Genomic DNA, 20,884 nt, shown 5'->3' with positions numbered 1-20,884 from the left:
CCACACCTCATCCGCTCCTTTTTCAACAGAAGTCGGTTCGGTCCTCCACTTAGTGTTACCTAAGCTTCAACCTGGACATGGTTAGATCACCCGGGTTCGGGTCTATAAACACTGACTATCGCCCTTATCAGACTCGGTTTCCCTTTGGCTCCGTCATTCTCGACTTAACCTGCCAGTGCTTATAAGTCGCCGGCTCATTCTTCAACAGGCACGCTATCACACGTTTAATCGTGCTCTAACTGCTTGTAAGCTCATGGTTTCATGTTCTATTTCACTCCCCTCCCGGGGTTCTTTTCACCGTTCCCTCGCGGTACTATTCGCTATCGGTCACACAGGAGTATTTAGCCTTACGAGGTGGTCCTCGCTGATTCAATCGGGATTCCACGTGCCCCAACCTACTCGGGATTCAGCTAGTATCCTTCAAATTTCGACTACAGGACTCTCACCTTCTTTGGTTCACCTCTCAAGTGATTCGTCTATCCTCCAGATTCCATATCGCTGTCCCACGACCCCAACTCTGATAAGAATTGGTTTAGGCTCTTCCCGCTTCGCTCGCCGCTACTAAGGGAATCGAGTTTTCTTTCTCTTCCTACAGCTACTAAGATGTTTCAATTCGCTGCGTTCGCTCGTACCCACCTATAGATTCAGTGGGCCGTACGTAGGGTTGCCCCATTCGGAAACCCACGGATCAATGCATGCTTCCTGCTCCCCGTGGCATATCGCCGGTAACCGCGTCCTTCTTCGCCTCTGTGTGCCTAGGTATCCACCATGAGCCCTTTGTAGCTTGACCTCTCAGTCTCTTTACTAAAGGTTCTCTGTGTCGAACTACCTATTCGACTAATCTATGCAGTTGTCAAGGTTCTCGCTAGACCTAAATCCAGCAGCCTATTCCCCTAGCCCATCTCTTAACAGACCTAAACAGGGTGCTGAAGTTATTCCTATCTCTGCCAATCTGGCAATATTTGGTGGAGGTAAGCGGACTCGAACCGCTGACATCCTGCTTGCAAAGCAGGCGCTCTACCAACTGAGCTATACCCCCATCAGTGGGCCATCCTGGACTCGAACCAGGGACCTCACCCTTATCAGGGGTGCGCTCTAACCACCTGAGCTAATAGCCCCAGCCTATACAACCTAAACAATAGTTTGAAATTCCCTCAATCCTGTCACGACCTAGAGTGACCAATATCGCTCCTAATAAAAATTCGTTCGGAGTCGATTCGGTAGGTCTCCCTTAAAGGAGGTGATCCAGCCACACCTTCCGGTACGGCTACCTTGTTACGACTTCACCCCAGTCATCAGCCCTGCCTTCGGCGCCCCCCTCCGAAAACGGTTAGGGTAACGACTTCGGGCATGGCCAACTTCCATGGTGTGACGGGCGGTGTGTACAAGGCCCGGGAACGTATTCACCGCAGTATGCTGACCTGCGATTACTAGCGATTCCTCCTTCATGCAGGCGAGTTGCAGCCTGCAATCTGAACTGAGCAACGGTTTATGGGATTAGCTCACTATCGCTAGTTGGCTGCCCTTTGTCCGTTGCATTGTAGTACGTGTGTAGCCCAGAACGTAAGGGGCATGATGACTTGACGTCGTCCACACCTTCCTCCGAGTTGTCCCCGGCAGTCTCTCCAGAGTGCCCAACTGAATGATGGCAACTAAAGACGTGGGTTGCGCTCGTTGCGGGACTTAACCCAACATCTCACGACACGAGCTGACGACAGCCATGCACCACCTGTCTCCTCGCTCCCGAAGGCACTACCCAATTTCTTAGGTATTCGAGGGATGTCAAGTCCTGGTAAGGTTCTTCGCGTTGCATCGAATTAAACCACATACTCCACCGCTTGTGCGGGCCCCCGTCAATTCCTTTGAGTTTCACACTTGCGTGCGTACTCCCCAGGCGGGATACTTAACGCGTTTGCTTCGGTACTGCACGGGTCGATACGCACAACACCTAGTATCCATCGTTTACAGCTAGGACTACAGGGGTATCTAATCCCTTTCGCTCCCCTAGCTTTCGTCCATCAGCGTCAGTCTTGGCCCAGTAGAGCGCCTTCGCCACTGGTGTTCTTCCTAATATCTACGCATTTCACCGCTACACTAGGAATTCCCTCTACCCCTACCATACTCTAGTTAATCAGTTTCAGTTGCTCTCCCACAGTTGAGCTGCAGTCTTTAACAACTGACTTAATTGACCGCCTACGGACGCTTTACGCCCAATAATTCCGGATAACGCTTGCATCCTCCGTCTTACCGCGGCTGCTGGCACGGAGTTAGCCGATGCTGATTCCTCTGGTACCGTCAGATCTTCTTCCCAGAGAAAAGAGGTTTACAATCCACAGACATTCCTCCCTCACGCGGCGTTGCTCCGTCAGGCTTGCGCCCATTGCGGAAAATTCCCCACTGCTGCCTCCCGTAGGAGTCTGGGCCGTGTCTCAGTCCCAGTGTGGCTGATCTTCCTCTCAGAACAGCTACTGATCGTCGCCTTGGTAAGCTCTTACCCCACCAACTAGCTAATCAGACGCGAGTTCATCCTCAGGCACATTAAGCTTTCAGCTCTCGCCATATGGGGTATTAGCTTCCGTTTCCAAAAGTTGTCCCCCGCCTAAGGGCAGATCCTCACGCGTTACTCACCCGTCCGCCACTCACCCCGAAAGGTTCGTTCGACTTGCATGTGTTAAGCACGCCGCCAGCGTTCATCCTGAGCCAGGATCAAACTCTCCATGGTAATCTCATTGCTCTCTAAAGAAGCAACAAGACTCATTCATCAAGTGTTGACCTGACACTCAGTGTTATCTAAGTATCCGGTCGTTTGACATCGGCCTCAACCTCGTGATAAGGTCTAACCAATTTCAAACTAAAGAAATTAAACAGGATTTTGTTAGAATCTCAAACTATTGATTTGTCTAGGTTCTAACTCGATTCGGTTACGGTGTTCGCCGCTCCCGTCTCAAGCGCTTTACTAATATAGCGAGCTATTCGTCACTGGTCAACTCCTTTCTTGAAGTTTTTTCGGAAAGCCGCAAAACGCCTTAGAACAAGGCGTCGAAGCGAGTTTTGGCCATGCCCATCGTGACTATGACACAACTTTCTTTAGAATTTAGATGAAGCTTTTAGGTGTTTTGGTCACAGCTTTATTGCTGAAGCTGGCTTACTTACCAATCGATGGCAACTATTACTAGCGTGAGTTGTGTTGTTGACTTGAAGCTAGCTAGTAGACAGTGCAATCGTTTGTCTCTATTTAAATAGGGTGAGCTTGAGCAGAAAAAATACTGTGAATATCAACTGGATCGGCTTAGATGATCAGCTAAAGCAATGGCTGCAAGAAGATATTGGTCGTGGAGATCAGACCACTTTAGGTTTAGACACCACAGGTGTAAGACAGGGAAGTGGGTATTGGATAGCAAAAGCATCGGGCGTCATCTGTGGACTTCTGATCGCTCGTAGAGTGTTTGCAATCCTGTCTGATTTAGACGGCACATCGGTTAATCAAATAGAGTTTGAGCCCTGTGTTGTTGAGGGCACATGGGTAGAAGCAGGCACGACCATTGCTCAAATGAGCGGTTCCTTCGCTCATTTGCTCACGGGTGAACGAGTCGCCCTGAATTTAGCAATGCATCTTAGTGGTATTGCGACTGCTACCCGGCAATATGTCGATGCAATTGCAGATCTGCCAGCTCAGCTCGTGGATACTCGCAAAACGACCCCAGGGCTTCGAGCCTTAGAAAAGTATGCAACTCGCATGGGCGGTGCGAAAAACCACCGTATGGGCCTTGATGACGCCTTGATGGTTAAAGACAACCATATTGCTGCTGCGGGTGGAATTGCGCAGGCAATTAAAGCTGTAAGGTTAGCTATGCCTTATCCGCTCAATATAGAGGTAGAGACAGAGAATTTAGAACAGGTTGAGGAGGCATTGAACCATGGTGCCGACATTATTATGTTGGACAACATGACTCCAAGTGTGATGGAGCAAGCAGTCTACTTAATTCGACAGCATAGTTCTCGGATCAAGATTGAGGGATCCGGCAACGTTACTCTCGAAACCATTCGTGAGATTGCATTAACGGGTGTTGACTATATATCAAGTAGCGCGCCAATAACTCGCTCATCCTGGCTGGATTTGAGCATGCGCTTAAAATGCGAGTGAAATTTAGCGAATTGTCCGTTTGCAAACGTTTGCAAACGGACAATTGCAAAATAACAAAGCTTCAAGCATTTTCTATTTGAGGAAGGCACAATTGAAAAGACTCAAAGAGTATGTGGGGTGTTGACCACCGTGAGCCATAGATCCAGCCAAGAAGTCAAAATCGTCAAGTTGGATATATTAGACACCGACTATGCTGCCATGGTTGCTGGTGAACCAATTGCTGATGAACGCAAGCAGCGGTTAGAATCTACCGACCCCCAGGCATTCAAATATATTAGTCGGCAAATCTCAAGATATCGCTACGGTTGTCACACTCAAGAGGAACGAGATGATGCTCTTTATAATATAGGAGCCATAGTTGGGTTGATGACACCTTCAGATATAGAAGACGTCAACGATCGCCTACGTCATACGGGCCATCTGTATCTCACTCAGGGAGAACGATTGCAAATCCTAAATTGGTTAGAAGATGAGTTGGCGGTTTCATTCGAACGTGGAGTTCATGAATAGGTAACCAAAGAGTTTAGTGGGAGAGTTAATCTAGGGTTATCTTTTCTATAAGGGTGGTTTATTTTAAAGCCCGTACCTGGGACACTAGGGATAGAAAATAATCCACCTTTTAATACTCTCCAAGTATATGTCTGCTGCTGTATCTCCCCCAGCTACCTATGATCAAACACTCCCTATGCTTTGTGGCTGGGAGTCATCTATTGAGGAGTTGAGTAGTTTCGACGAGCCAGTTTTTCTGGAACGCAGTAATCTCGATCTCAACAGCCTGTCGGCAGGGTTTGCGATCGCACTTCACATGCACCAGCCGACGATCCCAGCGGGGCCAGAGGGCAAGCTTATCGGCCATTTGCAATATATGTTTGAACACCACTATGAAGGTGACAATCATAATGCTGGACCATTTGCCTATTGCTATGCCCGCATGGGTGATTTTATCCCTGAGCTTGTGAGTCAGGGTTGCAACCCACGGGTCATGCTGGACTATTCAGGGAATTTGCTGTGGGGCCTCCAGCAAATGGGGCGTGACGACATTCTCGATAAGCTCAGAGGGATCACCTGCGATCCTCGGTACCAAACCCATGTGGAATGGTTAGGTACATTTTGGGGACATGCCGTTGCCGCTGCCACGCCACTACCCGATATCAAGTTACATATTCGAGCTTGGCAGCACCAGTTTGCCAGCATTTTTGGATTAGAAGCACTCAAGCGAGTTCGAGGATTCTCATTACCTGAAATGCAACTGCCGAATCATCCCGATGCTCTGTACACGTTGGTTAAAACTCTCAAAGAGACAGGTTATCGCTGGGTCATGGTCCAAGAGCATACCGTGGAAATACTGACAGGTGAGGGAATTCAGCAACCACATCTGCCTCATCGTTTGGTGGCTCGCAATAGTCATGGCGACACAGTGTCGATCACAGCCTTAATCAAAACCCAAGGTTCTGATACTAAGTTGATTGGTCAAATGCAGCCGTACTACGAAGCCAAGACTTTAGGTAAGATGCCCCTTGGAAATAAGTCAATCCCGCCTCTAGTGAGCCAAATCTCTGACGGTGAAAATGGTGGCGTCATGATGAATGAATTTCCAGGAGCTTTTAAACGAGCCTGGCATGAATCTCGCCATGAGCATACAGTTACCGGAATTAACGGTACCGAGTATCTGGAACTGTTAGCGGCAGCCGGAATCACAGAAAGTGATTTTCCTAACTGTCAGGCGAAAGATCAACATAAACTGTGGCAGGCTCTGGATGGCAACATTACACCAGAACAGGTGGGTGATGCGATCTCAAATCTAGCGGAGCAAAACACTAGATTTACAGGAGGCTCATGGACTAACGACCGCAGTTGGGTCGATGGATATGCCAATGTCATTGACCCCATAGAACGCCTAAGTGCTAGCTTTCACCAGGCCATTGCTGCAGTGCCAGCAAGCAAGCAAGCCTACTTAGCATTAAATGCCAACTATCGCCAGGCACTCCTGCACAACCTAATTCTACAAACCAGCTGCTTCCGGTACTGGGGTCAAGGGCAGTGGACAGATTATGCCCAGACAATTTATCAGCGGGGCTATGAATTTGTTGATCGAGGTTTTGTCTAAAAGGCTTTGACCTAGTTTTGACCTAAACTGTTATCCCATTCATACGACTGAGAAATGTCTGTAAACGCTCACTCTGAGGGTTCTGCAACACGTCTCGAGGAGCACCAGTTTCTTCGACTACACCTTGATTGAGAAATAGGACACGACTCGCGACTTCCCGAGCGAACTGCATTTCATGGGTCACTACGGCCATGGTCATACCATCTTCAGCCAGGGTGCGCATCACCTGAAGCACTTCGCCCACCAGTTCAGGATCTAGAGCGCTTGTGGGTTCATCAAATAGCAAAATGTCAGGTTGCATACAGAGGGAACGCGCGATCGCAACGCGTTGTTTTTGTCCACCTGAAAGCTGATCAGGATAAGCTGAGGCCTTTTCAGCTAAACCAACTTTATTTAAATAGACGTGTGCTCGCTCTTCCGCTTCCTTAGTAGAAAGCCGAAGCACCTTACGGGGGGACAGCGTCAGATTGTCCAAAACACTCATGTGAGGATAAAGGTTGAACTGCTGAAAAACCATCCCTACTTTTGCTCGCAACTGCTGTAACGCCTTAGCACTCAGATTAGGGGCTGATAAATTAATATTATCTACAACCAACTGACCACCACTGATGGTTTCTAAGCGATTAAAACAGCGTAGTAGCGTGCTTTTACCACATCCCGAAGAACCAATGATGGCAACAACTTCACCACGTTCAATTTGGCCATTAATGCCTCGCAGCACCGATAGGTCGCCATAGCTCTTCTGCAGGTTTGCAAAATAAATTGCGGCTTCTGTCACAACACACCTATCAGTAACATCTTGAAAGGCATCATACCGCTGACATTGTGCTGACGCTACGAATCACAATGTTTTTTAAGTCATGAATGTTTAACAGTAATCACTTACCCGCAGAAATTACGTATCATCGTCGGACAGGTAAGAGGTTTTATTGCTCGGGAATACTCCATGCCATCTCCAGAAACCATGGCTTTCAAAGATAGAATCGTTCACCAATTGAATCAGGTGGCACCTGTTACTGCCCGCTCTATGTTTGGTGGCTATGGTCTCTACGCAGACGGGATCATGTTTGCTCTGATTGCTTATGAAACGCTCTATTTCAAAGTTGATGATGACAATTTAGTCGACTATCTAGAAGCCGACATGGGGCCGTTTCACTATGAACGCCACGGTAAAACCATTCAAATGTCTTACTATCAGCTACCCAAAACAGTCTTAGAAGAACCAGTAGAACTTTTGAACTGGATAGAGAAAGCTCAGGCAGCAGCTCGGCGCAGCAAAAAACCGAAGAAGGTAAAGAAACGTAAGCAACCATGACGCTACAAACAACACCGTTTTTTAATTCCTGGTAGTTTAAACTACACGTTCGAGTCAGATATCAGGGTGATTCAGCCCTAGCGTCTTATCTTCTGCGGTAGATCAGTGACGTCATAACAATAAGGAGCCGATTAAGCATTATGAAACGGTCTCAATTCATAAGAAACGCGTGTTTAAGTCTGGGAGCAGCTGTCGTACTGGCGGCCTGCGGCGGTGGTGGTGATGTCTCCACAACCCCCAGCGCTGATGGTGGCGATGCTGCTGCTGGTCTATGGCTAGTGGGTACTGAGCCCGCCTTCCCTCCGTTTGAGTCTCAGGATGACAGCGGTGAACTTGTAGGGTTTGATATTGACTTGATGAAGGCCATTGGTGAGCAGGCTGGTGTCGAAGTTCAGTTTGAAAGCTTACCCTTTGATGGTCTAATTCCCGCTCTACAGGCTGGCACCATCGAAGCAGCCATTAGCGGCATGACCATTACTGAAGAACGGGCTCAGACAGTGGACTTCTCTCGCCCCTACTTCCGAGCTGGTCTAGCGATCGCAGTAGCTGAAGATGATACTGAAACCACATCGTTCGAGAGTCTAGAAGGAAAAACCATCGCTGTGCAGCTGGGTACTACAGGTGCAGAGATGGCCGGTACAATTAAGGATGCTAAAATCAGCACCTTTGATTCAGCGCCATTAGCACTACAAGAACTCTCGAATGGCAATGCTGATGCTGTGATTAACGATGCGCCGGCAACGTTGGAGGCGATCTCAACCGGTAACATCGGCGGCGTCAAAGTCGTGGGTGAACTGCTCACTGAAGAGTTTTACGGCATTGCCATGCCTCAGGATTCACCCAATCTAGAAGCCTTAAATGCAGCCCTAGAAGAACTGCTCGCCAACGGTACCTACGACACCATTTATGAGAAATGGTTTGGCACCTCCCCCGTAGGGACACTACCTGAAAAGGGATTTTAAATAGTTTGATACTTAAGTTTCCATGAAAGGCTTGGAGTCTCCCATGGAAACTTAAACCAAAATCTTTTACAGACGTTTTAGAAACGAGCCATTCTAAGGGCCTCTCAGGGAGGACCTACTAACGTGGAATATATTATTGACGCATTACCAGCTCTACTACTTGGAGCAAGGGCAACTCTCTGGCTAACAATTCGAGCGATTATATTCGGATTTATTGGCGGCACATTACTTGGTACAGCACGTTTATCAAAATTCAAAATTGTTCGTCTACTTACACGAGCTTATATTGAGTTTTTTCGGGGCACGCCTCTTTTAGTTCAAATATACTGGATTTATTTTGGATTTCCCGCTTTATTTAAAGCTGTCGGACTAGATTTCACCTTCGACCGTGAATTTGCAGGTGTCCTAGCCTTAAGCCTGAACGCAGCGGCTTATATTGCAGAAATCGTTCGCGGTGGTATTCAATCTATTGATCGAGGACAGTGGGAAGCGTCATCCTCGATGGGCCTAGATTCAATACAAACACTACGATACATTGTCTTACCCCAAGCACTTCGGCGAATGATTCCACCTTTGGGCAATGAGTTTATTACTCTCTTAAAGGATACTAGTCTGGTCTCAGTCATTAGCCTTGAAGAACTTCTACGTCGAGGAGAACTGATCGTGGCTACTAACTTTAGAGCCTTCGAAATTTATACGGCGATTGGACTCATCTACTTGTTGATGAATCTTACCTTTTCACAAGGGTTCGCCTGGTTAGAGCGTTGGACAGATCCTGCTGAGAAGGCCAAAAGATTGGCCTAAATTATTTCCGCCATCGCGATGATCGATGCTTATTGCCCGGCGATGTGCGATGAGCACCAAAATATTTTTCGCTGCGATATCGCAACCAGACTCGTAGTTGCTGTGGAACTTTTTCCTTCTGCACCTTAGTAAGTTGGTTATACAACTTTAAGGCGCGCTCCCGCTCACGACGGCAGGCGGCATTATTGTGAGCATCCCAAAGTTTTTTAGCAAGACGAATGCGGCGATTAGTTTCCTTGATCAGAGCATCGCCTTGGAGGGGTTGGTCGGGCATATTGTCACAAGGTTAATTGTTGGTTTTGGTTAGGTGTGGCACCCTCATATAGTAAACACCCTGATGCATCAGGGTGTTTGCGTGTCACATTGGCGGGACAACAAAACGCTTTCATCAGACACGCTTTGGCATAAGCAATGTGACCAATATCAAGTATGCATAATCATGGTTTTGGGGCTTGCGACTGCCCCGCAGAGACGTCGCCAGAGAAACTTAGAGTATTGGCCATTGCCCTCGTGATGGTGGCAATTTTTTCAGCGGTGGAACTGCGGGTGAGTCACCACAGCCACAGTTTATCGCTGGTGGCAGATGCAGGCCATATGATTGCTGACGTGTTTGCGATCGCAATGACCCTACTCGCTGCCTGGATCGCCCGCTGGCCCACGTCATCCCATGCGCCTTTTGGTTACCGTCGCGTGGAAATCTTAGCCGCCCTGGTGAATGGCATTGGTCTTTTATTAATTGCAGGTTGGATTGGCCAAGAATCCATTGCGCAACTACAGACACCGCCCAGTGAGATTTTAACAAAACCCATGGCGCTGACGGCGTTAGGAGGTTTAGGTGTTCATGGCATCAACGCCGTTTTACTCCATCGCCACACTGATGATGATTTGAATTTGCGGGGGGCATTTCTACATACCCTGGCCGATGCACTCAGCTGTTTGGGGGTTTTATGTGTAGCGGCAGTTGTGCAGTGGTTTGGGTGGCAATGGACAGATGGGTTGGTAAGCATTGCGATCGCGCTGCTCATCTTTGCCGGAGCGATCCCACTGATCCGCCAGAGCCTCAGCATTTTGCTAGAGCAAACACCCAACAACATTAGTCTGCAAGAGATTGAGCAAAATTTGCTTATCTTTAAAGACATCACCAAAGTAGAGCAGCTTAAGGTTTGGACCATCGCACCGGGTCAAATTCATTTGACGGCAAACCTCACTGTAAATACGGCTAGTGCTGGTCGACGCGATGTCTTGTTGAATCGCCTCCAAACTTCACTGTTCAAGGACTTTGAGATTACTGAAGCAACGCTACAAATGACGTCTACAGCATCGGTTGCTCTATCAACGCTGCCCAATACTAAAATACGAGAGCTAATTCAGACGACATCTGATGTATCGGCCACCCCCAAGGGGAGCCCCTACCCAATGACGGAGCTGGATAGCGTTGTCTCTGCTGAAACCGAATCGAATGCAAGTCGCTTCTTGGAACGTTAACTCTGTTCGCACTCGTCTTGGCCATGTCACTGATTGGCTCAAGGCAAATTCAGACGTAGATGTGCTGTGTCTCCAAGAGACAAAAGTCGTTGATGCTGACTTTCCCAAAACCCCCTTTGAGGAACTTAACTATCACACTTACATATACGGACAAAAAGCCTATAACGGTGTAGCCCTCATCAGTAAAACGCCCTTAGACGATGTGCGCATGGGATTTGGAGCAATCCTTGATGAGGATACCGTTGGCCATCTGGACGATCAAAAACGAGTTATTAGTGCTGTGTTAGATGGCGTGCGCATTCTTAACTTATATGTGCCCAATGGATCTTCCATCGGTAGTGAAAAGTATGACTATAAGATGCGTTGGCTCGCTTTACTCAAACTGTATCTGACCAAAACTCTTGAGGAAACTGCCAAGCTCAATGTCTGTGGTGACTTCAATATCGCCCTAGAAAACAAGGATATTTATACCGATGAGAAGCGGGATAAGCACATCATGTCTTCTCCATTAGAGCGTAAAACTCTACAAGACCTGCTCACCGTAGGATTAGCGGACGCTTTTCGTAAATTTACCGATGAAGGTGGTCACTTCAGCTGGTGGGATTATCGAGCTGCTTCGTTCAGGCGCAATCTGGGATGGCGCATTGACCACCATTACTTATCGCCTGAACTGTATAAGCAAGCCAAACGCTGCTGGATTGATGTCGAACCACGCAAGCTGGAAAAACCTAGCGATCATACCCCTGTAATTGTTGAGTATTAACCGATCAAACACGGGTACTTGATATAACGACCTACCCGGAAGCCAAGTAATACAATAGGTGCTAGGCTTTAAATGAGGGTAAAGCTTCTCCCTCATCCTGGGTATCTTGTTTTAAAAACAATCTGCGTAGCCCCTTAGCAGAAAGGCCCAAATCGTCTATGCAGTTTTCAGGTACCTTGTGAATACTTTTTTAGCTGGCCCAGATTGCCCAATTCTCGATCCACCCGAGTTAGAGACTGCCCTACACTTCTTAGAAATTTTTACAAATCTAGAAGACGAATTTAATCGGATAGATCTGGTCAATACTGGTTTATTTGATTTAGAGCATCCGGAAACTGCGCAACAACTGGACCTGACTGGTGCTATCAGAGCAATTAAAAGCAAAAGCCGACTTGCCAAAAACGTTCTCCGTTGGGTTGAGGACAATCATTATAATCTTGATAGTGAAGAGCTTACAGGAACAGAAGTTCTTACCAGTTAGACATCTTAGTCAAGGTAGTAAGCTTTAGTTTATCCATAAATAGTGCTTCTCTCTCTAAATCTCACAGATGCCGTCTTTAGCGAGCAATGAGATTTTTTAAAATATCTTTCCTTTACGGCCTACACCAGTTGTTTGAAGCAATGCAACGGCTGCTACACGTGTTGAGGCTAGGAGCTTTATCTAAAATACAACAATCTCTTGAGTAAATGTAACAACAACAGAAAACAAAACAGAGATTATTGTTAGTGATACCAAGTCCGAGTGGGTATTGATGTTCATGTATATCCCTTAGCGCTGGCATTCCCTCCTAAGTCCCTTTAGGGTCGATGAATAATTCGCTCTAACACTCGTCGCTTACTGTTGGGATCAATACCAATCAAACGCACATAATCCTGGCCATGATCAACTAAGCACTGTGCAATTGCCTGAAGTGCCTGTCCTTCACTACCACCATTAATCACCGGGCAACTCTGCCAAGCATTGGTCCGAAAGCGACGCTTATCCACATATTCCATGCCGACCTGATAGCCCTGAGTCATTAGATTACGCACATTCTGCTGCACCTCATCAGGCAGAGAACTAGCAGCAACCACTGACTGCGACTGGGGTGTAGCAGGAGTGTTGTGTGAAGCACCGTTAGGTTCTTCTACCGGCTGTAACGGCACCGAGGGCGCAGGCTGATAAGCACGATAGTAGTTACCGTTGCCGTTGCTGCGATTCTCCCCGACCTTGTTCAGAGCCTGGTTATATTCCTGCACTAATCCCATTTCCTGAAGGCGACGCTGTTCGCGGACCAAACGCTGACCCACTTCAATCAGATGGCCAATACGGAAATCAGGCTTTTTGAAGCTGGGGGGAGTTTTCGTATTCACCACATTACGAGAAACATTTTCCACCCCTACACGATGAATAAAATCAATGATTTGCTCATCGTAGATTTGCGATCGCAGTGCCCCATAGAAATCAATTGCCTGGTTCGGAAACGTATCCACCAGGGTCTCAATATCATTACGACTTAGACCATCGGGTGCAAAGATTCCTCCCACAATTCCCAAACGATCGTCTCGGTTCGGCTCCCAGTAAAATTTCTGCATGCGCCCATCGCGAACTAAGGGAGCATAGAGCGTGGCAAAGTCATTACCCGTCACCACAATCGGAATACGCGGTAGCGGCGTTTCGTCATAGCTACCCGGCAGCTGCACATTGGTCGGATTATCCGCAATATTCATCAGGGTGTTATTCACCAGTTGCGTATTCACGGTGTACTGAGTCATGCCATCAAAGCGACCAGCTCCAGCATCCAGGTCATTGATCATCAGCACGGCCATTTCGCCGCGAATTTTGACCAGCTCAGCGGCTTCGCGGTAGCGCAAACGAATTAAACGAGCTGGGTCTCCCGCATCTGGGCTCTCTAGTTCGCCACCAGAAACATGAACTACATTCACTCCCATACGCTTGTACACCAGCTCACACTGAAAGGTTTTACCCTCCCCTTTGCGGCCATGGATACCGAAAATCAGCGGCAGCTTCACCTGGGGTAACTCCAAAAAGTTCTTAGTAATGTGAACTGCCAAAGCGTTAAGAAAACGGGGTGAGATGTAGTAAGCCACGGGGATAGAGAGTTCTTAGTTCTTGGTTCTAGGTTTTGAGTGGGTTGGAGGTCTTGACAATCAGCTCTGAATCCTGGCACTTAATCGAGGCCTCTCTCACGCAAAACTTAGAACTAATCCAGTATCTCGCCTGTAGGGGATTCATGTATAGGGATCAAGGCATTAAAACGATAGACGCTAAAAGAGGTATAGCCCTTCGTTTTCTCTGGAGCTATACCTCTTTGCTATTTGATGCTCTAGTTTTGAACTTACCTAACGATGTGTCGCTGGAATACGCTTCACTTTCTTAGCCCAGCCCAGACGCTCAAACAGCAGAATGGTGTACCAGGTAACATCGATCTCCCACCATTTCCAGCCGGTCTGAGCAGCACGAGGATAGGTGTGGTGATTATTGTGCCAGCCTTCACCGTAGGTGACTAGAGACACCCACCATAGATTACGAGCATTATCATCTGTATGAAATGTACGATAGCCCCAAGTATGGGTAGCAGAATTAACTAGCCAAGTTGCATGCCACAAACAGACTGCTCGGACAAAAACACCGTAGATAACAAAGGACCAGCCGCCAATAGCGTAGAGCAATAGTGCAAGCAGCACTTGAAATAATAGAAAATAGTTATTCAAAAAGCGGTAGAATGGCTGACGCATGAGGTCAGGCGCATACTTACCGTAGTAATTTTTATCAAAGTTTTCACGGTGGGGATACAGAATCCAAAGCATATGACTCCACCAAAAGCCGCGCTTGGCTGAATAAGGGTCTTTATGCACATCTTCTGTAAACGCATGGTGTTTACGGTGACCGCTGACCCAAAAGATAGGGCCCCCTTCCATTGCCAGTGTTCCTAGCACAGCGATGGGGTATTCCAACCAGCGAGGCACCTGAAAGCTACGATGGCTCAGCAATCGATGGAAACCCAGGCAAATGCCTACACCGCCACATAACCAGTGCAATAAAATGGCGACACCCAGTGCAGACCAGGAGAAAAACCAGGGTGCCAGCAGGGCAACACCGTGAAATACGGCAAAGAAACCAAACGTGACCCAATCCATAGGTGGGCGTTTAACCTCAGGTTGAGGATCCAGCCGCGGTTGGGTTAAGTGTGCAGTCATACAGTCCTCACTGTCGTTGATATTGGCAAATTCTTAGAGGGTTTCAGCTGACAGCCGCTACTCTCTGAACACTTTGCAAGTATTGCTTGCATTAAACTTAGAGTAGCAATGATTCCTTTAAGTTGCAAGTAGCACTTGCAAGTCGTCCATGTCTCCGACTTCAACTCGCCATCGACTCACTCAGGCAGCGTTTGAACTTTTCTTGTCTCAAGGCATTAGCCACACGACAACTCGACAGATAGCCAATATGGCTGAGGTGAATGAGGCTACCTTATTTCGCAATTTTGGCAATAAGTACGGTCTGCTCCTGGCCATCTTGCAAGAGTCACCTGCATTAAATGCCCAGCCCCCGCTCCACGGCGAATATTCACCGGATGTCCTGCAGCTTTATTTGGATGAACACCTACAGCTACTGGAGCGATATCCCAACTTTGTACGCTCTCTTATTGGTGAGTCTGACCAGTATCCACCTGAACATCGCGCCGCTTTACAGCTAAGGCTGGGGGAAATTCAACAAGCCATTGCTAACCATCTAGGGCAAATGTTGGATACATCATCTCTCCCAGCAGCAGAACTCACCCGGTTGATCGGTGCTGCTTTAGTGGGCTACACGGTGATTGAAACCACTAGCGGAGATTCTCTCTGGGAGGATCGAAGTCATTTTTTGGAGTGTTTGACTAAATTAATTAGCACTCCACACAACGAGTCAATGGCAACTGTCTCTGAGTCAGCACCAGCCCTAGTGGTTGATTTGCCCACCAGCTGGGTACATCAGTTGATGAAGCAGACTCGAAGTATTGGGTTCCAGGATCATGCGATCGCACTTCTTCTCTTCGGTGCCGGGCTCCTACCGATAGAAATTACTCGATTGCAGCGCTCGCACCAAATTTGCGATAAATCCCAACACATTTTGCAGGTGACGGGGACCAACGGCCCTCGCCAGGTCACGGTTAACCAATGGATTTTAAGTAAACGCTACGGTTCTTACACCAACAATCCCCTGACCAAATGGCTCAAAAACCGCAAAGACGATGCCAGCGCCATGTTTATTGATGAAGCGGGCAACCCTATGACCGTGACAGAGCTGCAAGAACGCTGGGAATTTTGGTGGCAAGGCCTGAATATGGTTGTGGAAATGCCTAAACTGATTCAAGCGCGACAAACTTGGTGTGTGGAAATGCTTATGCGGGGTATTAGCCTTGAAAATCTCAGCATTTTGACGGGATGTGAGGCCGCTACACTACAACCCTATGCTCAGCGGGCTAAGGAAAAGGGTGCGATCGCTGCCGCCGCCCAACTCGATCGAAAAGCACCGCCATCGTAATCAACCATTGCGCAACGCTCTAGTCTGGGTAAACTACACCACATACTAACCCATCAAATTTAATTGAATTTATGGCATCTTTCTACGATTGCGTCGTTGTAGGCGGTGGCCCAGCTGGTGCCACAGCAGCCTACCATCTAGCAAAAAATGGCCATTCTGTACTGATATTAGAAAAAAACAAACTGCCTCGTTACAAACCCTGCGGTGGTGGCGTTTGCCCCAAGGTAGCTGAATGGTTTGATTATGACTTTGAACCAGTGATTTCGCAAAAAGTCACCCAGGTTCGCTACACCTACAACATGGAAGATGAAGTCATTTCTGAACTATCGGAACCCATTTGGATGGTGCGCCGCGACGAATTTGACCATTACATGGTGCAGCAGGCCCAAAAGCAGGGAGCTGTTCTACAGGAAGCCACCAAAGCCACAGGCATCGAGTTTAAGGATGGTTGCTGGCATATCAGTACATCTGCTGAGCCAGTGGTAGGGCGATATCTCATCGCCGCAGACGGTGCTAAAGGTCCAATGGCAAAATGGCTGGGCTTTAAGCAACGCAAAACGGTTATGGCCGGGGCGATTGAAACGGAGCCTCGACTGCCAGTTCACGATGGCCACATCGTCCATTTTGAATTTGGCCTACTCAAAAATGGCTATGTCTGGAATTTTCCGAAGGCAGATGGCTATTCCTTAGGTAGTGGAGCATTTGTCTCAGCTAAACGCAAATCTCGTGATCTAGTGCAGCCTCTCGCCGACTACTCCAAACAATTTGGAGTGGAGATCGATCAGGAAACCAAACATGGACATCCTATTTTTCTTTGGGATGGTGATCAGACACTGCATACCACCCAAGCTGTATTAGCTGGGGAAGCCGCTTGCGTGGTAGATCCATTTACTGCCGAGGGTATTCGGCCCTCTATCTTTAGTGGCCTCAAGGCCTCTGAAGCAGTTCACAGCGCCCTCAGCGGCAACGAACAGGCTCTGGCTAACTATACCCAAACCATGATTGATGAATGGGGCAATGAAATGCGCTGGGCCGCTCGTCTGGCTAAGGCATTTTATTTAGCACCTAACGTTGGCTATCGCGTTGGCGTCAAACAACCCAAAGGCACGCAGATCATGGGCGATGTCTTCCTAGGGAAACTACGCTATTCCGATGTGGTGACACGGGGATTAAAGCGCATTAGCACAGGATTATTTTCAGCGTAAGCCAACAGTACTGCTGGAGTGCCATTACATGCAACGTCTGCACACCCAAAAGTTGGAGTCTAATTACACTTTGGAGTTCTTAGTTTTGAGTTCATGCCGGTGCCAATATCGAGCACGGAATTCAAAACTCAAAATTTATAACTAAGAACTCGTCACTGCCTACAAAATTCTTTCCCCGTATCATTATTGCGATTTCCGCTCCAGCGTGTTACTACAATAAGCAAATGCTGCGTTACATTAGTCGCAAACGCTCTGCCTCTGCCAAAGAGTACGCTCTATTGCTTTGATGATTTCAATACTTTTGGTTGCGTCTTGCCGACAGGCTTGGGAGGATTTTGGTTGCTAGGTTACCTATGCCGCCAAGTCAGGATGCTGGTTCCGCTACACCAGCATCTACTCTTCAGTGGACATCAACTGCATCCTCCTGGTCACTTGAGCAAACGAAACCAGATCAAATTATTCAGGACAGTACACTTTTTACCTTTCTGCGCTGTCAACGGCGGGCATATTTGGATGCCTATGGCGATGCAGACCTACAATCAGAGCCCAGCGATTATCTAGTCAAGCTGAAAAGCGATAGTGCCGTCCATCGACAAACTGTCTTAGCAGACTTTCACCCCGTTAATCGCCCCCCTCGCCATGCAGGTAATGTTGCTGCTACAGCCCAGGAAACATTTACCCTAATGCAGCAAGGGGTGGAACATATTTTTCGAGGAACTGTAGCCGCCATCAATGCAGATGGCTCCATTGGCTATGTTAGCCAGCCAGATCTTTGGATTAAACAACCAGGTGTTTCATGGCTGGGCAATTGGTACTACGTTCCCTTAGACATCAAGTTAGGTAAAAAGCCTAAGCAAGAATATCAGCTGACAGCCGCCTTCCATGCCTATGTATTGGCAGCCTGGCAAGGAGTCGTTCCAGCAGAGGCCCATCTACGCCTTAAAGAACGTCATTACGTTATCGATCTTGAGAAACAATGGCCAACGCTTCTGGAGCTTCTAGACACCTGTGAAACTGTATTGACATCAGGGGAGACACCGGATGTTTTTATCAGCCGGAGTCGATGTGACATGTGCGTGTGGCTCAATCATTGTTATGAAGTCGCCCAGCAACAAAATCATTTGTCTCTCCTGCCTGGGGTCACCCTCAACCGCTATCGCCATTTAGAAAAGCTTGGACTCACAACGGTTGAAACCCTGGCACGAAACCAGCCCGCCACGTTGGCTCAGGCCTCAGGTTTTGAGTTGAAAGTGGCAGAAAAACTAGTGCATCAGGCCCAGGCAAAACTTTCGGGAGTTGCGATCGCACGTACCGACGCCAACAATAACTTCACTCTGTCTCCCCAGGAATTGCCCAGTGCCCCCATCGAACTATATTTCGACATTGAAGCCGCCCCCGACAAAGACCTGGTTTATCTCCACGGGATTTTGGTTGTCGACACCCAAACCCATAACGAAACCTTTATCCCACTCGTAGCCCGAGAGCCTGAGGGCGAAGCTAGTGCCTGGCATCAATTTCAACATGTGATTGCCCACTATCCAGACTCGCCGATCTACCATTTTTGTCCCTATGAAGCCCAGACCGTAAGACGCCTAGCCGAACGATATGGCAGCATTATCGATATCGATGAACTGCTTAGCCGATTTGTCGATATCCATAAACGCATCGTCGATTCCGTCACCTTACCGATCGAAAGCTATGCCCTTAAGCACATTGCCCGCTGGATTGGCTTTGAATGGCGAGACAGCAGTGCAAATGGAGCCCAGTCTATCTGCTGGTATGACAATTGGCTATCGAGCCAGAATGAACAATATCTCAATGATATTTTGAAGTATAACGAAGACGACTGCCGGGCCACATTTTGGGTCAAACAGTGGCTCGCTAACTTTGCAGCCCCTATTTGGAAAGACAACGCAGAAGCCGGATAATCTCTGTAGGGTCCCTATTTAGCTATAGGGTCCCTATTTGGAAAGACAACGCAGAAGCCGGATAATCCCCACTGCCTAAAAAAGTTGCACTAACTGTTTGACAAAGTACCCATAACTAAGCAAAATAGAGATCGCTCGTAAGGGCCTGTAGTTCAATTGGTTAGAGCACCGCCCTGTCACGGCGGAAGTTGCGGGTTCGAATCCCGTCAGGCCCGTTAAAATTAAGTTTAATTTTGTAGAGACGCTCCATAGAACGTCTCTAATTTTTTAAATAACTACCAACACAACACTGATTAGAATCAGCGCTGCCAGCATTAGCCACCCGGAATATTTACGCCACCACGGAATTGTATAGATCTTCGAAGCTTCGGGCACTGGCTTTTGAGCAGTGTCTACATACAGGGTGCATGTAGTGGCTTGAGGCCGCTGTGGAAACGTGCAGCTATCATCTTGATGATACACACAGGTATCACACAGATAAGTGCCACCCTCAGAACGATGCAGGTCAATGCCAGGATGTCCATGGGCTTTCAGCTCTAACCCACAGTTAGAGCAAGTGACTGCATTAATGAATACGGACTGATGACATCGAGGACAGCTGGGCATATGCGTTTGCTCTAAACTACGGAGCCTTTGGACCTGGAACGATAAATTCTTTAGATTCCATTAGATCATAGTCAATGCCCAGGGCCGCATCAAAGCGCTGATTGATTTGTTCTAGCTCCTCTTCAGGAATTGATTTCCATTGCTCACGAGTAGCCCAAGCAATGACAAAAATTACTTCATCATCGTGGTTCGGGTCTAGCCAAGTGGTCTTATCTAAAAAACCGGGATAGGACTCGAGAGCTGTGGTCCAAATTTCCTCGTCAATTTCTAGATAACGACCACGCTGAGCAGGCTCTACTCTGAATTTTAGCCATTCAATCACCATAGACGGCTGAGGATTAAGGGTCGCTTCAGCATGGACGGGAGTACTGGCCCAGACAATCACCGTCCAGACAGCCATTAAACACCATAGAACTCTCTGAACCATACGGTTAACCGCCCGTCGAATACGTCAATAGTTTGCCAGAATAAGTTTATCTAAGCCGACAGCGCATCCAAAACTGTAGAAGGTGTGGGTTACATTTCGGGGTTTCCTACAAGTTTCCTACGACTGCCGGTTCGATAAGTCTCATCATCCATCACCTAGAGTTAAGCTATGGACTCATCCAATCTATTTCGGCAACTTCTAATGTTGGGCATTGGCACTACATCACTCGTTGCTGAACAGCTACGGCAGGTGACTGAAGATTGGGTCAAAGATGGGAAGCTTAATCCAGAACAAGCCCGCGGATTCGTCGATGACTTCATGTCTCAATTCAACATCGACCAGGCCGCTATCGATGAACAACTCCAGCGTCAGATTCGTAATATCATGCAAGACTTGGGTGTGCCACGCCAGACGGAAATGGATGAACTGCGGGGCCGCTTAGATCGCCTGGAGCGCCAACTTAGAGATTTAGAAAATAAACAATGGCGTTAGAGGCTAGTAATCTATTACCTGTACCAGCACTAAATGTGACATGAGTCCTACCTAATTTTTAGGAATCGTAACGTACAATTTGGATGCAGGTTACGAGCTGATGCATCAGCTCTTGCGCTAT

Annotated in this window: 19 protein-coding genes, 3 tRNA genes and 2 rRNA genes (1 of these 24 running past the window's edge); 14 read left to right on the top strand and 10 right to left on the bottom strand. The window is 47.8% G+C overall.

The features are described from left to right. The 4 genes from DXZ20_RS17775 to DXZ20_RS17760 form a co-directional block, all read right to left on the bottom strand. A 23S ribosomal RNA gene (locus tag DXZ20_RS17775) occupies positions 1-790 on the bottom strand (it extends 2,027 nt beyond the left edge of the window). A 173-nt stretch (positions 791-963) separates the two neighbouring features. Continuing rightward, positions 964-1,039: transfer RNA gene (locus DXZ20_RS17770), tRNA-Ala, on the bottom strand. Positions 1,040-1,044: 5 nt separating this feature from the next. Beyond that, positions 1,045-1,118, bottom strand: a tRNA-Ile gene (locus tag DXZ20_RS17765). A gap of 115 nt (positions 1,119-1,233) precedes the next feature. After that, positions 1,234-2,722 (bottom strand): 16S ribosomal RNA (locus DXZ20_RS17760). Together the 16S and 23S rRNA genes with 2 tRNA genes alongside form the textbook arrangement of a ribosomal RNA operon. Positions 2,723-3,268: 546 nt before the next feature. Between DXZ20_RS17760 and nadC the strand changes: the two genes are divergently transcribed. From nadC to DXZ20_RS17745, 3 genes are all read left to right on the top strand, one after another. Further along, complete coding sequence (gene nadC / locus DXZ20_RS17755) at positions 3,269-4,144, top strand: carboxylating nicotinate-nucleotide diphosphorylase (protein ID WP_348917853.1); 876 nt, start codon at positions 3,269-3,271, stop codon at positions 4,142-4,144. A gap of 129 nt (positions 4,145-4,273) precedes the next feature. Further along, entirely contained in the window at positions 4,274-4,654 is a 381-nt protein-coding gene (locus DXZ20_RS17750; protein ID WP_348917854.1) for a hypothetical protein, read from the top strand. A 127-nt stretch (positions 4,655-4,781) separates the two neighbouring features. Then, the gene (locus DXZ20_RS17745) at positions 4,782-6,251 is read left to right on the top strand and encodes a glycosyl hydrolase family 57 (protein ID WP_163699587.1); all 1,470 of its coding nucleotides are present in this window, start codon (positions 4,782-4,784) and stop codon (positions 6,249-6,251) included. 22 nt (positions 6,252-6,273) lie between these two features. Here DXZ20_RS17745 and DXZ20_RS17740 read toward each other — a convergent pair whose 3' ends face one another. Then, entirely contained in the window at positions 6,274-7,029 is a 756-nt protein-coding gene (locus tag DXZ20_RS17740; RefSeq protein ID WP_348917855.1) for an amino acid ABC transporter ATP-binding protein, read from the bottom strand. 168 nt (positions 7,030-7,197) lie between these two features. Between DXZ20_RS17740 and DXZ20_RS17735 the strand changes: the two genes are divergently transcribed. From DXZ20_RS17735 to DXZ20_RS38520, 3 genes are all read left to right on the top strand, one after another. After that, the gene (locus tag DXZ20_RS17735; protein WP_163659103.1) at positions 7,198-7,566 is read left to right on the top strand and encodes a TfoX/Sxy family protein; all 369 of its coding nucleotides are present in this window, start codon (positions 7,198-7,200) and stop codon (positions 7,564-7,566) included. A 140-nt stretch (positions 7,567-7,706) separates the two neighbouring features. Continuing rightward, on the top strand, positions 7,707-8,528 hold the full coding sequence (locus tag DXZ20_RS38525) for a transporter substrate-binding domain-containing protein (protein WP_163699586.1): 822 nt from the start codon (positions 7,707-7,709) through the stop codon (positions 8,526-8,528). Positions 8,529-8,651: 123 nt separating this feature from the next. After that, positions 8,652-9,332 (top strand): ABC transporter permease subunit, encoded by a 681-nt coding sequence (locus DXZ20_RS38520; protein ID WP_163699585.1) that lies wholly within the window; start codon positions 8,652-8,654, stop codon positions 9,330-9,332. 1 nt (position 9,333) lies between these two features. Here the strand turns inward: DXZ20_RS38520 and DXZ20_RS17720 are convergent, their stop codons facing one another. After that, on the bottom strand, positions 9,334-9,606 hold the full coding sequence (locus DXZ20_RS17720; protein WP_163699584.1) for a Precorrin-3B methylase: 273 nt from the start codon (positions 9,604-9,606) through the stop codon (positions 9,334-9,336). 155 nt (positions 9,607-9,761) lie between these two features. Between DXZ20_RS17720 and DXZ20_RS17715 the strand changes: the two genes are divergently transcribed. The 3 genes from DXZ20_RS17715 (at position 9,762) to DXZ20_RS17705 (ending at position 12,061) form a co-directional block, all read left to right on the top strand. Beyond that, positions 9,762-10,817 (top strand): cation diffusion facilitator family transporter, encoded by a 1,056-nt coding sequence (locus DXZ20_RS17715; protein WP_163659105.1) that lies wholly within the window; start codon positions 9,762-9,764, stop codon positions 10,815-10,817. Further along, positions 10,792-11,580 carry an exodeoxyribonuclease III gene (gene xth / locus DXZ20_RS17710; protein WP_163659106.1) on the top strand — a complete coding sequence of 263 codons (789 nt, stop codon included), beginning with the start codon at positions 10,792-10,794 and terminating at the stop codon, positions 11,578-11,580. The genes DXZ20_RS17715 and xth overlap by 26 nt, the downstream gene beginning before the upstream one ends. 178 nt (positions 11,581-11,758) lie before the next feature. Then, positions 11,759-12,061 (top strand): hypothetical protein, encoded by a 303-nt coding sequence (locus DXZ20_RS17705; protein ID WP_006517023.1) that lies wholly within the window; start codon positions 11,759-11,761, stop codon positions 12,059-12,061. 317 nt (positions 12,062-12,378) lie between these two features. Here the strand turns inward: DXZ20_RS17705 and DXZ20_RS17700 are convergent, their stop codons facing one another. Together DXZ20_RS17700 and DXZ20_RS17695 are read right to left on the bottom strand one after the other, a co-directional pair. Then, on the bottom strand, positions 12,379-13,671 hold the full coding sequence (locus tag DXZ20_RS17700) for a RuBisCO small subunit-like domain-containing protein (RefSeq protein WP_163659107.1): 1,293 nt from the start codon (positions 13,669-13,671) through the stop codon (positions 12,379-12,381). Positions 13,672-13,923: 252 nt separating this feature from the next. Beyond that, on the bottom strand, positions 13,924-14,781 hold the full coding sequence (locus DXZ20_RS17695) for an acyl-CoA desaturase (protein WP_163699583.1): 858 nt from the start codon (positions 14,779-14,781) through the stop codon (positions 13,924-13,926). Between the two features lie 148 nt (positions 14,782-14,929). Between DXZ20_RS17695 and DXZ20_RS17690 the strand changes: the two genes are divergently transcribed. The 4 genes from DXZ20_RS17690 (at position 14,930) to DXZ20_RS17675 (ending at position 19,453) form a co-directional block, all read left to right on the top strand. After that, entirely contained in the window at positions 14,930-16,105 is a 1,176-nt protein-coding gene (locus DXZ20_RS17690; RefSeq protein WP_163699582.1) for a TetR/AcrR family transcriptional regulator, read from the top strand. Between the two features lie 71 nt (positions 16,106-16,176). Then, positions 16,177-17,310, top strand: a complete 1,134-nt coding sequence (locus DXZ20_RS17685; RefSeq protein WP_163699580.1) for a geranylgeranyl reductase family protein — start codon at positions 16,177-16,179, stop codon at positions 17,308-17,310. 353 nt (positions 17,311-17,663) lie between these two features. Then, entirely contained in the window at positions 17,664-19,238 is a 1,575-nt protein-coding gene (locus tag DXZ20_RS17680) for a TM0106 family RecB-like putative nuclease (protein WP_163699578.1), read from the top strand. 141 nt (positions 19,239-19,379) lie between these two features. Further along, positions 19,380-19,453, top strand: a tRNA-Asp gene (locus tag DXZ20_RS17675). Between the two features lie 52 nt (positions 19,454-19,505). On the opposite strand, the gene DXZ20_RS17670 is transcribed toward DXZ20_RS17675, so the two are convergent. After that, positions 19,506-19,844: a zinc ribbon domain-containing protein gene (locus tag DXZ20_RS17670; RefSeq protein WP_163659112.1), complete on the bottom strand. Its 339-nt coding sequence runs from the start codon at positions 19,842-19,844 to the stop codon at positions 19,506-19,508. Positions 19,845-19,860: 16 nt separating this feature from the next. Then, positions 19,861-20,271, bottom strand: coding sequence for a TIGR03792 family protein (locus DXZ20_RS17665; protein WP_348917857.1), 411 nt, complete (start codon positions 20,269-20,271; stop codon positions 19,861-19,863). 168 nt (positions 20,272-20,439) lie between these two features. Between DXZ20_RS17665 and DXZ20_RS17660 the strand changes: the two genes are divergently transcribed. Beyond that, a complete protein-coding gene (locus DXZ20_RS17660) occupies positions 20,440-20,763 on the top strand; it encodes a phasin family protein (RefSeq protein WP_163659113.1) in 324 nt (107 codons plus the stop codon). Positions 20,764-20,884: the final 121 nt, after the last annotated feature.

Source organism: Adonisia turfae CCMR0081 (genome assembly GCF_011009555.1).
GTDB lineage: Bacteria > Cyanobacteriota > Cyanobacteriia > Phormidesmidales > Phormidesmidaceae > Leptothoe > Leptothoe turfae.
The sequence above is the reverse complement of the archived record's forward strand: the minus strand, read 5'-3'. Positions and strand labels throughout refer to the sequence as shown.

Bases quoted from the DNA above. Each gene is read 5' to 3' on its own strand.
- DXZ20_RS17745 (WP_163699587.1), top strand. From the start codon at position 4,782: ATGTCTGCTGCTGTATCTCCCCCAGCTACCTATGATCAAACACTCCCT.
- DXZ20_RS17735 (WP_163659103.1), top strand. From the start codon at position 7,198: ATGCCATCTCCAGAAACCATGGCTTTCAAAGATAGAATCGTTCACCAA.
- DXZ20_RS38525 (WP_163699586.1), top strand. From the start codon at position 7,707: ATGAAACGGTCTCAATTCATAAGAAACGCGTGTTTAAGTCTGGGAGCA.
- DXZ20_RS17720 (WP_163699584.1), bottom strand. From the start codon at position 9,606: ATGCCCGACCAACCCCTCCAAGGCGATGCTCTGATCAAGGAAACTAAT.
- DXZ20_RS17715 (WP_163659105.1), top strand. From the start codon at position 9,762: ATGCATAATCATGGTTTTGGGGCTTGCGACTGCCCCGCAGAGACGTCG.
- xth (WP_163659106.1), top strand. From the start codon at position 10,792: ATGCAAGTCGCTTCTTGGAACGTTAACTCTGTTCGCACTCGTCTTGGC.
- DXZ20_RS17695 (WP_163699583.1), bottom strand. From the start codon at position 14,781: ATGACTGCACACTTAACCCAACCGCGGCTGGATCCTCAACCTGAGGTT.
- DXZ20_RS17690 (WP_163699582.1), top strand. From the start codon at position 14,930: ATGTCTCCGACTTCAACTCGCCATCGACTCACTCAGGCAGCGTTTGAA.
- DXZ20_RS17685 (WP_163699580.1), top strand. From the start codon at position 16,177: ATGGCATCTTTCTACGATTGCGTCGTTGTAGGCGGTGGCCCAGCTGGT.
- DXZ20_RS17680 (WP_163699578.1), top strand. From the start codon at position 17,664: ATGCCGCCAAGTCAGGATGCTGGTTCCGCTACACCAGCATCTACTCTT.
- DXZ20_RS17670 (WP_163659112.1), bottom strand. From the start codon at position 19,844: ATGCCCAGCTGTCCTCGATGTCATCAGTCCGTATTCATTAATGCAGTC.
- DXZ20_RS17665 (WP_348917857.1), bottom strand. From the start codon at position 20,271: ATGGTTCAGAGAGTTCTATGGTGTTTAATGGCTGTCTGGACGGTGATT.
- DXZ20_RS17660 (WP_163659113.1), top strand. From the start codon at position 20,440: ATGGACTCATCCAATCTATTTCGGCAACTTCTAATGTTGGGCATTGGC.